9 protein-coding genes are annotated in these 16,604 nt (G+C 66.3%); 4 read left to right on the forward strand and 5 right to left on the reverse strand.

Annotated elements, in window-relative coordinates; genetic code table 11:
- Window positions 1-49 precede the first annotated feature (49 nt).
- From KF838_12940 to KF838_12950, 3 genes are read left to right on the forward strand one after another with little or no spacing between them, the layout of a single operon-like run.
- Window positions 50-472, forward strand: a complete 423-nt coding sequence (locus KF838_12940; protein ID QYK47685.1) for a 6-carboxytetrahydropterin synthase — start codon at window positions 50-52, stop codon at window positions 470-472.
- Complete coding sequence (ppk1, locus tag KF838_12945) at window positions 469-2,664, forward strand: polyphosphate kinase 1 (GenBank protein ID QYK47686.1); 2,196 nt, start codon at window positions 469-471, stop codon at window positions 2,662-2,664. The genes KF838_12940 and ppk1 overlap by 4 nt, the downstream gene beginning before the upstream one ends.
- A 40-nt stretch (window positions 2,665-2,704) precedes the next feature.
- Complete coding sequence (locus KF838_12950) at window positions 2,705-5,728, forward strand: family 78 glycoside hydrolase catalytic domain (protein QYK47687.1); 3,024 nt, start codon at window positions 2,705-2,707, stop codon at window positions 5,726-5,728.
- 31 nt (window positions 5,729-5,759) lie between these two features.
- Here KF838_12950 and KF838_12955 read toward each other — a convergent pair whose 3' ends face one another.
- From KF838_12955 to KF838_12970, 4 genes are all read right to left on the reverse strand, one after another.
- Window positions 5,760-6,614, reverse strand: a complete 855-nt coding sequence (locus KF838_12955) for a hypothetical protein (protein QYK47688.1) — start codon at window positions 6,612-6,614, stop codon at window positions 5,760-5,762.
- Between the two features lie 464 nt (window positions 6,615-7,078).
- Entirely contained in the window at window positions 7,079-9,325 is a 2,247-nt protein-coding gene (locus tag KF838_12960) for a hypothetical protein (protein ID QYK47689.1), read from the reverse strand.
- 247 nt (window positions 9,326-9,572) lie between these two features.
- Window positions 9,573-12,149, reverse strand: a complete 2,577-nt coding sequence (locus KF838_12965; GenBank protein QYK47690.1) for a hypothetical protein — start codon at window positions 12,147-12,149, stop codon at window positions 9,573-9,575.
- Window positions 12,150-12,271: 122 nt separating this feature from the next.
- On the reverse strand, window positions 12,272-13,840 hold the full coding sequence (locus KF838_12970) for a hypothetical protein (GenBank protein QYK47691.1): 1,569 nt from the start codon (window positions 13,838-13,840) through the stop codon (window positions 12,272-12,274).
- A gap of 222 nt (window positions 13,841-14,062) precedes the next feature.
- Here KF838_12970 and KF838_12975 point away from each other — a divergent pair, with 222 nt between their 5' ends.
- Entirely contained in the window at window positions 14,063-16,048 is a 1,986-nt protein-coding gene (locus KF838_12975; protein ID QYK47692.1) for a thioredoxin domain-containing protein, read from the forward strand.
- A gap of 29 nt (window positions 16,049-16,077) precedes the next feature.
- Here the strand turns inward: KF838_12975 and KF838_12980 are convergent, their stop codons facing one another.
- Entirely contained in the window at window positions 16,078-16,539 is a 462-nt protein-coding gene (locus KF838_12980) for an Rrf2 family transcriptional regulator (protein QYK47693.1), read from the reverse strand.
- Window positions 16,540-16,604: the final 65 nt, after the last annotated feature.

The following is a 16,604-nucleotide window of genomic DNA, read 5'->3' on the forward strand; positions in this document are numbered from 1 at the left end:
CGAAGCGCGCGTCCGGCGGCTGCGTACCGGTTCCCCTATGATCCGGGCCGTGTACGAACTGACTGTTCAGACCGAGTTCTGTGCCGCACACGCGATCTGGATCAGGGGCGTGCGCGAGCCCATCCACGGCCACAACTGGCGTGTCTCGGTTGTGGTCGCGGGAGATCGTCTGGATGAGGATGGCCTCCTGTGCGACTTCCACGACGTGGAGCGCGCCCTGGCCGAGACGATCGCCCCGTGGCGTGATCGATCGCTGAATGATGCGTCCCCCTTCGCGCCGGACGGGCGCGGGCTGAACCCCACCGCCGAGCATGTGGCTCGTCAGATCGCGCTCGGCGTCGGCACACTGATCGCCGGACACATGAACGGACGTGGCACTGTCGCACGGGTGAGCATCACCGAAGCGCCGGGCTGCATCGCGACATACGTCGCCGAATCGGTGCCGCACGAGCAGAGAGGAATGGATCGATGACCAGGACCGGATCTTCCAGACCCGGCACGCCCGTCCCATCGCACGGAGCGGGACACACCCCCGGCCCGTGGGCCGACGGGGAGTGGTGGGCGTCGGCCCCTTTCAACCGAGACATCTCGTGGCTTGAGTTCAACCGACGTGTGCTCGACCAGGCGCTCGACGCGTCCGTCCCCCTTCTGGAGCGTGTGAAGTTCCTCGCGATCTTCAACTCGAACCTCGACGAGTTCTTCATGAAGCGCGTCGGGATGCTCAAGCGTCAGGTGGAAGCGGGCGTGACCGCTCGCACGCCCGAGGGCTTGACGCCGCAGGAGCTGCTGGCCCGTGTCCGCACGCTCGTGCTCGAGCAACAGGACCAGATGGCTCGCTGCTACAAGGACGATCTGACCCCGCTTCTCGCCGAGAAAGAGATCCGCGTTCTGTCGTACGCAGATCTCTCGACCGAGGATCGCGCTATCGCTGATCGCTGGTACCGCGCAAACGTCTTTCCCGTGCTCACGCCTCTCTCGGTTGACCCCGGACACCGATTCCCGTTCATCTCGAATCTCTCGAACAACCTGGGCGTGTTCCTGACGATGCCCGGCGCGGACGAGCCGGTCTTCGCCCGCGTGAAGATCCCCTCGAATCTGCCGCTCTTCGTGAGGGTCTTCGACGCGCCCGGCGAGGGTGCGCGCTCGGCATCCGGCCCGGTTCGGTTCATCGCGCTCCGCGAGATGGTGATCCGCAACCTGCAGGACCTCTTTCCCGGCGCGACCATCAACCACGTCACCGCGTTCCGCGTCACGCGGAACGTCTCCGTGCGTCAGGACGAGGAAGAGACCGAGGATCTCCTGCGGAGCGTCGAGCAGGAGCTGCGCCAGCGCCGCTTCGCCGACGCGGTGCGCATCGAGGTGCAGCCGCAGGCCTCGACGGAGGTGATGTCCTTCGTCCTCAACGCGCTCGAACTGTCTGTTGAGGATGTCTACGAGCGTGCCGGGCCGATCGATTACTCCGCGCTCTGGGCGATCGCCGAGCTGGATCGCCCGGATCTCAAGCACCCGACCTGGTCCCCCGTCACGCCACCGCGTCTTGCGGGCGATGATCTCGACATCTTCGCCGCGATCCGCGAGCGTGACATCCTGCTCCACCATCCGTACGAGTCGTTCAAGGCCTCGGTCGAACGCTTCATCGCCGCCGCGGCACGCGACCCCGACGTCCTGGCGATCAAGCAGACGCTCTATCGCACGAGCCGCGACTCGCCGTTCGTCTCCTCGCTCGTGCGCGCGGCGGAAGAGGGCAAGCAGGTCGCGTGCCTGGTCGAGCTTCGCGCCAGATTCGACGAGCAGAAGAACGTCCGCTTCGCGCGCCAGCTCGAGAAGGCGGGCGTGCACGTCGCGTACGGCGTCGTCGGCCTCAAGACGCACTGCAAGTGCTCTCTGGTCGTGCGGAAGGAGCCGGACGGCCTGCGCTGCTACGCGCACCTCGGCACGGGCAACTACAACCCGCAGACCGCCCACCTCTACACCGATCTCTCACTGCTCACGTGCGATCCGGTCATCACGCGCGACGTCGTGGACCTGTTCAATTGCCTCACCGGGCGCTCCCTCCACACCGATTACAAGGCGCTGCTCGTCGCGCCCTTCACGATGCGCGATCGCCTCTGCGAGATGATCGACCGCGAGGCGGCGAACGCCCGCGACGGCAAGCCCGCGCGGATCTGGGCGAAGATGAACGCGCTCGAGGACAGATCCGTCGCCAAGCGGCTCTACGAGGCGTCGCGGGCGGGCGTCGAGATCACGCTGCTGGTCAGGGGCTTCTGCTGCCTCGAGCCGGGCGTCCCCGGCAAGAGCGAGAACATCCGTGTGATCTCCGTCGTCGGCCGCTTCCTTGAGCACTCACGCATCTTCCATTTCGCCAACGCCGCCGCCGACCCCCTCGCGGGAGACTGGTACATCGGCAGCGCGGACTGGATGTACCGGAACCTCAGCGCACGCATGGAGGCCTTGACCCCGGTCAACGATCGCGAGGCGCGTCGTCGGATCATCCGCATCATGGATGTCATGTTCGCCGATCGACGCAACGCGTGGGACCTGCGTGCAGATGGCTCATACCTCAGACGCACACCCGATCCATCCGATCCGCCGGATTCCGACGCGACGCTCGGCACCTTCGAGGTGATGATGCGCGAGTCGCTGCGGAGCGTCGGGCGCGCATAAGTCCTTCTGTCGGCGCCGCCACCCATCGCGGAGCAATCGAATGTTGAACATGTTCTACGCCCGCGCCTCACTCGTCGGCCGGGCACTCATCGTCGCTGTGTTGCTGCTGACCACGGCGCACGCCGAGTCCGTCAGTGCGGCACACATCGAGCCCGGCACGCTCCGCGCCGCGCACCTGCGCTGCGAGTACCTGACAGATCCGCTCGGCGTGGGCGAGAAGTCCCCCCGACTGTCGTGGATCGTCGAGTCCGACCGACGGGGCGAACGCCAGACCGCGTATCGGGTGATCGTCGCGTCGAGTCCGGAGGTGCTCGCTCGCAACGAGGGAGATCTCTGGGACAGCGACAAGATCGAGTCAGGCCAGACCTCACACATCGAGTACGGGGGACGCCCCCTCCGCTCGCGCGAGCGATGCTGGTGGAAGGTGCTCTCATGGGACAAGGACGGCAATCCCGGCGCGTGGAGCACGCCCGGCACATGGGCGATGGGGCTGCTCTCGCCCGCGGACTGGCATGCGGCGTGGATCGATGCGGGCCCCGACGAGGTGGGGGTTCGGATTACACGCGCCGTGTACCACACAATCGACGGCCACGCGGGCGAACGTGTCGAGCGCGACGTGACAGATGTTGTGCTCGCTCGCTACGCATCCGAGGGCGCGTCGATGCGTGCGACGAACGAGGTGCTCGGGGGCGATCCGGCGCGGAACGTCCGCAAGGCGCTCCGGGTCGAGTACGCGTGCGATGGGGAGGCGCGGGTCGCGACGATCGCCGAGAACGCCCGCGTGATCCTGCCGGGCGCGCCGCTGCCGCTGCTGCGGAAGGGGTTTGAGGTCCGGGGTGAGATCACGGATGCGCGACTGTATATCACCGCCCTCGGCGTCTACGAGGCGTTCATCAACGGGGAGCGCGTAGGAGACATGCATCTCGCGCCGGGCTGGACAGATTATCGCAAGCGCGTCCGCTACCAGGTGTTCGATGTCACCCACATGCTGGAGTCCGGTGCGAACGCGATCAGCGCTGAGGTCGGGCCGGGGTGGTTCGCGGGTCACGCGGGCCTGTTCGGCGCGTACCAGTTCTACGGACCATCGCCCGCTCTTCTGGCACAGCTGGAGATCACCTACGCCGACGGGCGCGTCGAGCGGATCGTGACCGACGAGACATGGAAGCGCCACGCCGGCCCTCGCCTGATGGCGGACCTCTTGAAGGGCGAATGGTTCGACGCGCGGCGCGAAGTGAGCGGATGGAAGAACGCCGGTTTCGATGATTCCGCATGGACGCACGCTGCAACGCGTAGCGAATCTCGGAACCTCGAGCCGCAGGTCTCCGAGCCGGTGCGCATCATCGAGACGCTTCCCGCGTTGTCGGTCGCCGAGCCCATGCCCGGCGCGTTCCTCTTCGATCTCGGCCAGAACATGGTCGGCGTCGTGCGCCTTCGCCTCACACAGCCGGCCGGAACGCGTCTGACGATCCGTCACGGCGAGATGATCAATCCCGACGGCACGCTCTACACCGCGAACCTGCGTGCCGCGGACTCGATCGATGTCTACACGTGCTCCGGCGCTCCCGGTGGCGAGACGTTCCAGCCCGCCTTCACATTCCACGGCTTCCGATACGTCGAGATCACCGGCCTCGCCCCGGGTACCACGCCCGAGTCGTCGATGGTCACCGGCATCGTGCTCTCTTCCGACATGCCCGTCGCGGGCGCCTTCGAGTGCTCGGACGACCGCCTGAACAAGCTGCAGCAGAACATCGTGTGGGGGATGCGGGGGAACTACATCGACATCCCGACGGATTGTCCGCAACGCGACGAGCGCATGGGGTGGATGGCCGACACCCAGGTCTTCGTGCCGACCGCCGCGATGAACGCCGATGTGGCGGGGTTCTTCACCAAGTGGATGGTGGATGTGATCGATGCGCAGCGTGACGACGGGGCACACTCCGATGTCGCGCCCGTGATGTTCGGGCTGAACTACGGAACGCCCGCGTGGGGCGATGCCGGCGCGATCGTCCCCTGGCTTGTGTATGAGACCTACGGCGACGAGCGGATGCTGGAACGGTCGATCGATTCGATGATGGCGTGGGTCGCATGGTGCGAACGGAACAGCACGGGGCTGATCCGCGACAAAGCACGCGGCAACGACTACGGCGACTGGCTCTCCATCGACGCCGACACGCCGAAAGACCTGATCGGCACGGCGTACTTCGCGCACGCCGCGGATCTCACTGCCCGCTCGCTCCACGTGCTGGGACGGAACGCGGAGGCGAAGAGGCACGAGGACCTGTTCCGCCGCATTCGCGCGGCGTTCAACGAGAAGTATGTCGCGAGCGACGGCACCATCCACGGCCAGACGCAGAGCGCGTACGCGCTGGCGATCGCGTTCGGTCTGCTGGATGAGGACGCGACAGCCCTCGCGGCACAACGGCTGGTGGCGGATATCGAGCGGCGCGGCAACCGTATCTCGACGGGCTTCGTCGGCGTGAGCCACCTCCTGCACGTCCTCACCACCGTCGGACGCGACGATGTGGCCTATCGCCTCCTGCTGCAAGACGCCTTTCCATCATGGCTCTTCTCCGTGAAGCACGGCGCCACAACCATCTGGGAGCGATGGAACGGGTGGACGCCGGAAACAGGTCCACACCCGGACATCTCAATGAACTCGTTCAACCACTACGCGCTCGGCTCGTGCGGGTCATGGATGTTCGAGCGCATGGCAGGCATCGGACGAGATCGCGCTTTCCCCGGGCACGCGCGGCTCGTGATCGCGCCCGCGATGCGCGAGGGCGCAGCAGCAGGAATCGAGTGGACACGCGCGAGCCATCGTTCGATGCGAGGAGTGATCGCGTGCGCGTGGCGAAAGACCGGCGATGGATGGGCGATGGACGTGACCATTCCCGCGAACACCACCGCCGAGGTCCGCGTGGCCCTCGGCCCGGGCGGCATCGCCGGGCTTCGCGAGGGGGGCCTCGCCATCGACGGAGCCGAGTCCATCCGCGTGATGCGCGCCGATCGCGAGCACGCGGTGCTGGAGATTGGGTCGGGCTCGTACTCGTTCGGTGCGAACTGATGGCGCCGAGCACGCCAGCACACGAGCGCTCTCAGTCGCAGCCGATCCCGAACGCGTCGAAGAACTCCAGCAGATCAAGGATGTCCACGATCGTGTCCCCGTTGAAATCCGCGTCCACGCCGCTCGAACCCGAGCACGGCGCGGGGAGGCCATCGCACGTGCCGAAGGAATCGAAGTAGTCGAGGAAGTCGAGGATGTCGGACTCCGTGTCGCCGTTCACATCCGACGCGCACGGTGGCTCGCCCGTCGCGATCGCCAGCGCGATGCCTGTGATCTGAATCTCGGATGCCTCTCCCAGTGGACCGCCCGCGAGGATCACCGATCGAATCACGGGGGGGCCATCCACATACACGCCGACGAAGTCGAAGATGTACTTGGCCTGGATCTCGGACGCTTCAGCAGTCGTGATCGATGCGATCATGTTGCCGGTGGCGCCCGGCCCGTCGTAGGCATAGATGGTGTCGGGCAGGTGAGCGGGCGACGAACCAACATGGCTGCGGATAGCGAAGGTCGCGCCGAATCCGGTGAGTGGAGTGCTGAAATCCAGAATGGTGTAGAGGTTGGATGTGATGGTGCGGTAGTAACCGTTGCGGTTGCCGGGGTCCGCTTCCTCGTCGCGCGCCAGCACCCACGAGACCGGCGCGGTGAAGAAGCCGTAGATATCGGGAGATCCGCCGCTGCCGATGCTGCTCGTGACGACAACCGTCTCTGACCCCAGAACAACGATGAACGGGCCGAAAGGAGTACTGGAACTCTCGTTGTCGATGTCGAGGAAGAACGCCCCGGGAATGTCGAGGAAGTTGGAGGTGGTCTGGGGTTCGCTCGCTCCCGCAAGCCCCGCCGCGATCGCCACTCCGACAAGCGCAAGAAACCCGTCGTTCTTCATGGTCGCTCCCCTTTCACTGAGTACGCACACACTACCTGAACGAGTGGTTCACAGCAACAGAAACGCCGTACAATTCACTTGTTCGCATCCTGAACGGGCGGCGGACACACACTTCCCGCCACCGTCTGCGGCGTGTGATCTCTTGCTGATGTGTCTCTTGTGTTGCCTCTCGCTCAAACATCCTTGCCCAGGCGCATCGATGAACATGAGGAAGTCAACAATGTCCGGAGCGGTGTCTGCGCGGAGGTCGGCTGCCGAGACAGGCACGATGTCGACCGTCGCTCCGTCACACAGGACGAGGGCACGCGCGGACGCTGACTTGATCTTGGTGTGCATGGCCCTACACCCGGAAGCAGAACGGACCGATCCAGCCGGATCGGTCCGCTCCCACCAAGCGCGATGTTCAGGATCATGAGGCGACGCGTACGAAGTCCCCTCGCTGCATCAACGTTCGTGGTTGGTGTTCAGCAGCCGTAACTGAAGACGTCGATGAACTCAAGGAAGTCCACGATGTCCACGATGGTGTCCCCATTGAAGTCGGCGTTGAGCGTGCTCCCGCACGGCGCGGGCCGCCCCTGGCACTCGCCGAACGCCTGCATGAAGTCGAGGAAGTCGAGAATGTCAACCAGTCCATCTCCGGTGACATCGCCTGAGCAGATGATCAGCCGCGCCCGATTGGCCGACACCTCGACGCGCCCGCCCACCTGATACGGCGAATCAAAGACGACCGCGTCGAACGCGCCGGAGACCGAAGGCCCGAGCACAAGATCGAACGTCTGAAGATTCGCGGGCGTGTACGCCGTGAGGTCCACCCGAAGAGTCCCGTCGAGGACGACCGACCCCGCGCCGCTGATGCGATCGAATGTCGATGCGCCGAGGATGTCGATGCGCGTCCGCGTCGCGCCGCTCATGGTGAGCACCGACCCGGCGAGGACTTCGAGTGTGCCCGCCTCCGAGCCCGCGGGAGATCCGACGCCGGGGGGCGAGTCAGGATCGATGATCCCGGAGATCGTGACAAAGCCGGAGACGCGCCCCGCGCCGGTGAGTCGCTGGTTGCCGCTGAGCACGAACGCCGCACCACTTGTCGCGCCGCCCTGGAGCGTCGCCGAGGCGTTCGTTGGATTGCGTTTGAGGTAGATCTCTCCCTCGCCTCCGACGGTCGCGCCCGTGGTGGTGCGGAGCGTGGCGAAGGAGGGGCCGCACCCCGAGTTATCAATGGTGATGGTGCCGTCGTTGGTGATGGAGCCGACGAGCGTGGTGGTGCCGGAGCAGGGAACGAGGACCCTCGCATCCGCCGCGAGGGCGAGGTTGGCGAGGGTGTTGGCTGTTCCCTCCGAGACGATCACTCCCGTGCCGCCGGTGGTGAGTGTTCCGCCGGTGATCGTCGAGTTGTTGAGCGCGACCGCCGAGCCGCCGCCCGCGTGAAGAACGCCGGTGCCCGACTGTGTGAGAGCGACGCTGCTGAACAGCGCCACGCCGGTGCCGGTGGCCTCGATGAGTCCGTGGTTGGTCTTCGGGGCTTGCTGAAAGACAAGCTCGCTCGGCCCGGTCGTCAGCCCGTTGCGGTCGGCGCTGATGGTGCCGTGGTTGATGATGGCGGCCTGGAGGTTGCCGATGCCGCCGATGGCGTGGTCCGCTCCGTTCACGATCGTGTACGAGAATCCGTCGAGGAACCTGCCGAGCTGTCCCCCCTCGAGTTGCAGGCGGCCGTTCCCGAGCACCGTCGCGCTGCCGCCCGCGGTCGAGGCGAAGAAGCCCTGCGCACCGAGGTTGATGAGTCCGTTGTTCGTGATGCCGGCGTTCCCGATGTGGACGCCGTTGTTGGAAACGAACCGCATCTCCCCCTCGAACGCGACGCCGTTGAGCGGCACGCCCTGGGACTCGATCTGGACGAACCCGGTTCCCTCGGTGCGGATCGAGCCGCCGATGAGACCATCGCCGGCGCCTTGGAGCGAGAGGCGCGAACCGTCCTCAACGACGATCTCGCCCGACGGGCCCTGCGTGAAGCTGCCCGTGTTGATCGCGATGCGAAGGGCGCCCCCGCCGCTCGCCCGCATCTGTCCGTTGTTCGTCTTTCCCCACGAGGCGAGCGCCAGCTCCCGTCCGGGCATGTCAGCATGAACCAGCCCCTCATTCTGGAACGGGCTCGTGATGCGTCCGCTTCCACGGATCATGTGCCCCGCGTTCTGCACCAGCAGGTACGGCGCACCGAAGAGCCCGTTGATCTCGGCAACGCCCGCCGCACCATCCATCACGATCTCGCCCGGTCCGTTCACGGTGCAGTTGGTTGCGATCCTCAGCAGCGCCGATGCCGTGTTGGAGGGTCCGCCGATCGAGATCGTTCCGGCGTTCTCGATCTGTGTTCCATACACCGTGACGAAGCCGTTCGCGCCCACGGCGCGCACCCCGAGCGTCGTGCCCGCGTTGCCGATGCTCAGGTGGTGGCAGTGCGCATCCGCGCTCACAACCTCGACCAGATACGCCCCGACCCCGCTCATGTGCGCGGTCGTCGTCGAACTCGGCACGCCCGTGCTCCAGCGCGCAAAGTCGAACCAACTCCCGCTCGTCGGTGTGGTCCAGAACGTGATGGGCGCGCCGCCCGGCTGGGCCATCGCCCCGCCCGCCCACGCCAGCCCCGCCGCCATCGCCACCGCACCCGCGCGGCTCAGCGACCCGACGCCCGATAATGCCCGCTCGCGAAGATCACGCATCGCACACATCTCACACCTCGCTTGGTTCGACGCTCCGGCATGGGCGTGCAGGACGCCAGGCCCCGCCGCCGACGCCCACGCGGACGCCGACGACACATCTCCATGCGAGAACGGTTCGCGACGCGGGCAATCGCTTTCTGACAATTTCAGCCCTCCCACCACCACCGAGGGCGCAGAGACAACCGGCCACAGGAGGTCCCCGTGGCCGGTCAGCAAGATCTGGTTGCATATCTCGGGCTATCCGACTTCAACACCCCGTCCCGAACGCATCGAGGAAGTCGAGGAAGTCCAGCACATCCACGATCGTGTCCCCGTTGTAATCCGCATCCACGCCGCTCCCGCCCGCGCACGGGCCGGGCAACCCGCCGCACGTGCCGAACGAGTCGAGGAAGTCGAGGAAGTCCAGCACGTCCAGATCGCCATCGCCGTTCACATCGGCCGGACAGTCCGGCGGCGGAGGCGAGCACACCTCCCACCTGGCGATCCCGTTGGACACAACGCCACCCGACTGAACGAAATCGCCTCCGGCGTAGAGGTCCGAGCCACCTCCATCATCAAACTCACAGAGCGAGTAGACCCCGAAACTCATGCCGACTGCACCTGGTCCGGACAGCGGCGACCAACTGCTGCCGTTCCACTTGGCGATGCGGTTCACCGTCACGCCGCCCGCCGTGGTGAACACGCCGCCCACGTACAGCGCGGGTCCGGTGCCATCGTCAAAGACCCGCAGAGTTGTTGCGGCGTTGTTCACGCCATTGAAAGGCGGGCCTCCCAAAGCCGTCCACTCGACGCCATCCCAGCGCGCAACCCGGTTGATCGAGCGGAAGCCCGCCTCGGTGAACTCTCCCGCGGCATACAACGCCGGGCCAGATCCGTCGTCGAACACCGCCAGCGCGTTCACTCTGGCGTTGGTCCCCCCTCCGACCGGCGACCACGCACTGCCGTTCCAGCGCGCGATAAAGTCGGCCAACACGCCTCCCGCAGAAAGAAAGTCGCCCCCGACATACAACGCCGGACCTGATCCGTCGTTGTACACCGCCATAGCTCGAACGGGGCCGCTCACGCCGACTGCGCCCGGACCGGCCAACGCCGACCACGCGCTGCCGTTCCACCTGGCGATGCGATTGACCGTCACGCCCCCCGCCGTGATGAACGAGCCGCCAACGTAGAGAGCGGGGCCCGAACCGTCGTCTAAGACTTTCATCTTGAGAACGGAATTGTTCAAGCCGACATCGCCGGGCCCGGTCAGCGCCGACCACGCGCTGCCGTTCCACTTGGCGATGCGATTGACCGTCACGCCGCCGGCCGTGATGAACGAACCGCCCGCGTACAGCCCGGGGCCGCTGCCGTCGTTGAACGCTTCAACGCTGAAGACCGCGCCACTCACGCCGACATCACCCGGACTTGTCAACGCCGACCACGCGCTGCCGTTCCATCTCGCGACGCGGTTCACCGTCACGCCGCCAGCCGTGGTAAACGCGCCCCCGGCATACAGGGCCGGACCGGAACCGACGTTGAACGCGGCCATATCAAAGACCAAGGCGTTCATCCCCACAGGGCTCTGGTTCGCCAGCGCAGACCAGTCGCTGCCATCCCACTTGGCGACGCGGTTCACCGTCACACCGCCCGCCGCCGCGAACGTGCCCCCGGCGAACAACGCCGGACCAGAGCCATCGTTGAATACCGTCATGCCCAGAACGTTGGCATTCACGCCCACGCCCCCCGGAGCAGACACCGCAGACCACGCGCTGCCGTTCCACTTCGCGATGCGGTTCACCGTCACGCCGCCCGCAGTGTTGAAGAAGCCGCCGACGAAGAGGGCCGGACCGGAACCGTCGTCGTGCACGGCCAACGCGCGAACGAAGTTGTTGACGCCGACGCCGCTCGGTCCACTCAAGGCCGACCAGGCGCTGCCGTTCCAGCGCGCAATCTGATTGGCCGTCACGCCACCCGCCGTCGTGAATGAGCCGCCCACATAGAGAGCAGGACCCGAGCCGTCATTGAACACTGTCATGGCCAGGATCTGCCCATTCACACCCAGATCGCCCGGAAATGGCAGGGCGGACCACGCGCTGCCGTTCCACTTGGCGATGCGATTGACCGGCACGCCGCCCGCAGAGGTGAGATTGCCACCTGCGTAGAGCGCCGGTCCGGATCCATCATCAAAGACCCCGATCGCAGAGACAAACTGATCCGCGCCGATCCCGCCCGGTCCGCTCAAGGCCGACCACGCGCTGCCATTCCACTTGGCCACTCGATTGACCGTCACGCCCCCCGCCGTCACGAACAAACCCGAGGCATACAGAGCCGAGCCGGAGCCGTCATTGAACGTCGTGAGGGAGTAGACGTCCGAACTGGCGCCCACGCCGCTCGGTCCACTCAAGGCCGACCACACGCTGCCGTTCCACTTGGCGATGCGGTTCACCGTCACGCCGCCCGCCGTGATGAACGAGCCGCCGACGTACAGGGCCGGACCGGAGCCGTCATTGAAGACGGTCATCGCTCGCACGATGCCGTCGAACCCGATGTCGCTCGGGCCTGAGAGAGCGGACCACGCGCTGCCGTTCCACTTGGCGATGCGATTGACCGTCACGCCCCCCGCTGTCGTGAACACGCCGGCTGCGTACAAGGCCGGACCAGAGCCGTCGTCGAAGACGGTCATCACATTCACCGTGTCATCCATGCCCGCGATGCTCGGCCCCACGAGCGCGCTCCACCCCGGCTCGCAGTCATCGCTCGCCCTCGCCGGCGGCACGCCCAACACTGTGCCCAAGACCAGGCCAAGCACACAAGCAAGCAGACCCGCCAACTTCGATCCGCGCATCACGACCCCCTGACAAGCCAATCGCTCACGAGCAACGCCGCGCGATCAACTCCGATTCATCGCGCCATCCGTCTCCGCAGTGGGGTCGTCCATGCTCCACCCTCGCGGCCGAATCACACTCCTCAGCACCCCCTGCCGAAATCGTCCATGAAGTCCAAGAGGTCGAGGATGTCAACAAACTGATCCTCGTTGTAGTCCGCATCCACACCGCTCCCGCCCGCGCACGGACCGGGCAGCCCGCTGCACTCGCCGAACGAATCAAAGAAATCCAGGAAGTCGAGGATGTCCAGCTCGCCGTCCCCGTTCACGTCGGCGCGGCAGTCCGACTCGCACGCATCCGCGGTTCCGTTCCCGTTCCCGTCGGCACACGTCGTCGCGATGCCCGCCCACGAACCACCCGCCGTGCCGCAGTCGCTCTGCGTCAGCACAAGACACGAGCCGTTCGGGAAGCAGCACGCGCCCGTCGGCGGCGGACAGTTCACGGAGCCGCACGAGGTGTTGTTCCCCTGATACGTACCGCTGAGCGATCCGCAATCCGTCGGCGAGATATTGTCGATGCACGATCCATCCGGCAGGCAGCACGCGCCCTTGGGGAAGCACGTGAACGTGGCGCACGCCGTGCCGACGCCCCCCGGCACGCCGCCCGCCGTGGTGCAATCCGACGGCGAGAGATTCAGGCACCCGCCGGTGGCCGGGAAGCAGCAGGCCTGCGAGGCCGCGGTGCATCCCGCCGTCGCGCACGTCGAGCCGTCGCCCTTGTAGATGCCGTTGGCGTTGGAGCAGTCCGTCGTCGTCGCGATCACGCACGACCCATCGGGCAGACAGCACGCGCCGACACCGGGCGTGCACGAGAGCGATGTCCAGGTCGCGCGCATGACCCAGTCGCCGCTCGGGCGGCAGAAAGACGCCAGCGTACTGAACCGAGCCCACCCGCCGTTGGATGGACACCCGAACGGCCCGCAGTTCACGCCGAACAACCAGTTCCGCGTCGGCTGGGCCAGCCCCGAAACGTCCGTCGTCGGAAACGCGTTCTGGTTCGAGGGTGGCGCGGTGAAGCACGGATCAGCGGTCTGGTTGTTGTGATCGTCGATCCGAAAGCCGATCGTGAACGAGTTCGACGGGTTCGCATTGATGATGATCTGCTCGGGATCACCCGGATCGATCAGAAACTGCACGTTCGTCGCGTTGGTGCCGGCCGACATGCGAAGATGCGGGAGCACGATGTCGTCCGATGAGTACGACGCCACCAGCGTGCCCGTGTTCGGCGGCCCCTGCCACACCATCACCGTCCATTTCGTCGTCGTCGGCACGATCGCCGCTGACTGCGCGATGATGAACTCGCAGAGATCGATCTTGATGGGGAACGCGCTCGCGGGAATCACATACTCGGAAGCCGCGATCTCCATCTCCGCGAACCCCGCCTGCACGACATACGAGCCGCCGGCAAAGTTCGCGTCGGTGTGCGACGAGACCGTGGCACAACTGCGGGACATCCCATCACCGGGCGCCTCAACCTCAACCCCCGTCCCCGACATCGGGCGGAACTCGACCTTCGGCGCGTGGATCGTCACCGGCACCGGCCGGCGCTTCGCGTCCGCCTCGGTCGGCTGCTGCCCGTACGCTCCAAATCCCAGGCAACCAACCACCGCGCCGGAAACCAGCGCCAAAGCAGACGTGCGCACGATTCTCATGTCTCACGCTCCTGTATCCGCATCCTGCGCGCCGATGCGGTCCTCACACCGCGATTCGACTCGCACCCACCCATCCTACAGAAAGGTGACGCGCGACAAAAGCACGATTCTCGCGCGTTCTCGGACGATCACGCCCGATCAGAGACCTTCGCCCCCAACCCTCGGAAGCCCCAAACGTACAATCAACGCGGCTCACGACGATCCGCGCCTCGGAGCACACCGTTGAACACCAGCCAATCAGCACAGAAGCCCGAGCCCCGGATACACGCCGGCGCTCGCGCTCTGCTCCCGCGACTGATCATCGGCTCGCTGCTGCTGCTGGTGGCCGCGGGCTCATCCGCCGCCCTCGTGCTCGAGCACTTCGGCTCGATCGGGCTCCCCGGATGCGGTCCGGCCGGGGGATGCGGGGCCGCGGCACGCAGCGTCTTCGGATCGATCCCCCCGCTCGGCCTCCCGACCTCTTCCCTCGGGCTCGCTTACTTCACCGCCGTCCTCGTCGGCTACATCGTCTCACGCGCCAATCCCGGCCCCGTCGCTCGCTGGATCGCCCGACTAGGCGTGCTCGCCTCGCTCGGATTCATCGTGGTCTCCTTCACCGAGAAGATCCTCTGCCCCTATTGCATCGCGTCGCACGCCGCCAACTTCGCGTTCCTTCTCGTCCTCGAAACCACGCCCCGCGCCGGCGCGCGAAAGGGCGCGGGCCTCGTCTCCGCGCTCGCGACCTTCCTCGTGCTGATGGGTGCGCTCGGCCTCGCCGAGGCCAATTCCAGATCGCGCGCCCGCGACAAGGCCGAGCAGGAACTGCGAGACTCCACACGCGAAGCGATCGCCCGCTCACAGGCACAGCCGCAGCAGACAACAGATCCCGCGACCAACGCCGGCGCATCGCCAGAGACCGACCCCGAGCCGATCGCCGCCGCAGAGACTGCCCAACCTACTTCGCAACCGACCCCTCAGCCCACGCCCCGCGCGTTCACGGGTCGCTACCGGCTCGGTCCCGAGGTCGCGCCGGTGCGCATCGTCATCTTCAGCGATTACCAGTGCCCCGAGTGCAAGGGCATGGAGAAGCAGGCGCTCGACATCCTCGCCAAGTACCCCGAGGTCTCGCTCTCGGCCAAGCACTTCCCCTTCAGCACCGACTGCAACCGCTACATGCCCGCCGGAAACAACAAGCACCCCAACGCGTGCCGCGCCGCACGCGCCACCGAAGCCGCCGGCATCGCGGGCGGCAACGATGCCTTCTGGCTCATGCACCAGTGGGTCTTCTCCGTCAACGGCGTCTTCACAGACCAGGAACTCTCGGCCAGGGTGCTGAACCTCGGCATCGATCCCGCCCGCTTCACCGCCGCGATGAACGACCCCGCGACCTCCGCGCTCGTCTCCGGCGACGTGGAAGAGGGCATGGCGCTCGGCGTGCAGTACACGCCGACGGTCTTCATCAACGGTGTCGAGTTCCGGGGCGTCATCAACCAGGGCGCGCTGATGCGCGCCGTCGAGGCCCTGCTCGCCTCCAACCCCGCGCCCGCGACCGCCGCCTCAGATCAGCCCCCGGGCATGCGCCGCAAGATCGTTGAAGACTGGCTCGCGGTCCGCCCCATGAACGATCCGGTCGACGACCGCGCCTGGTCGGTCGGCCCCGAGGACGCGCCCCTGCGCCTCTCGATGTGGGGCGACTACTCAGAGCCGTTCACCGCCCGCGCCGATGCCGCGATCCGCCAGATCATCGCGTCGCGCGCCGACCTGCGGTACACCTTCCGGCACTACCCCGTGAATCGCACGTGCAACCCGTACGTGCAGCAGGTCACCTTCCCCTTCTCGTGCGCCGCCTCCAGAGCCGCAGAAACCGCCGGCGAACTCGCGGGCGAAGCGGGTTACTGGCACATGCACGACTGGCTCCTCGCGAACCAGTCCGATCTCAACGAGCAGAAGATCGTCGCCGAAGCCATGACGCTCGCCGACGAGCACGGCTTCGACCTCCAGAAGTTCATGGACACATACCGGGGCCGCTCCGTCCAGGCCGCGCTCGACCAGGACATCCGCGGCGCGCAGCGCGTCGGCGTCCAGTCGCTCCCCACCATCACCCTGAACGGCCGCAAGGTCCCGCGCTGGATCGTCGGCGACGAAGTCGTGCTCGACGCCATCATCGACGAGGCCGCACGCCTCCACGCCCAATCCACACAGCCCGGCGCGGCCGACCCGACCAAGTAAGATCCGCGCCGTTCAGGTCGAATCCGCGCTCACTTCTTCGAGATCGAAACCGTGAGTTTCGCGGCCTTGGCCTTGTCGCACAGCGGACGCGACCCCTCACGCTGGTTCACCAGATCCGCCAGCGTCACGCCCTCGAACAACTCGATGATCACCTTCGCCGCGTTGTCCATCCGACGATGCAGCGGGCACAGATTCGATCCGTGATCGGCGAGCCCGAGCGGGCACGTCGTGATCCGCCTGATCGGCGCAACCGCGTTGATCACATCCAACAGATTGATCTGCTCGGGCGCCCTGTTGAGTTTGTACCCGCCCCCGACGCCCCGCCGACCGGTGATCAGATCCGCGCCCGACAACTGCTGGAGCACCTTCGCAAGATACGTGGGAGGAACCTTGGTCTCCTCCGCGAGCGTCGGTGTCGGCACCAACTGGTCCGGGTAGTACGCCAGAAGCGCCATCGCACGCAGCGCGTACTCGGTTGTCTGTGAGAACATCAAAGACCCTCGTTCCGCCCCCACCCTCGCGTCCACATGGACGACCTCTTCAGGCCAGATAGCAT

This window comes from Phycisphaeraceae bacterium (assembly GCA_019454185.1).
In the GTDB taxonomy this organism is placed as follows: domain Bacteria; phylum Planctomycetota; class Phycisphaerae; order Phycisphaerales; family UBA1924; genus JAHBWV01.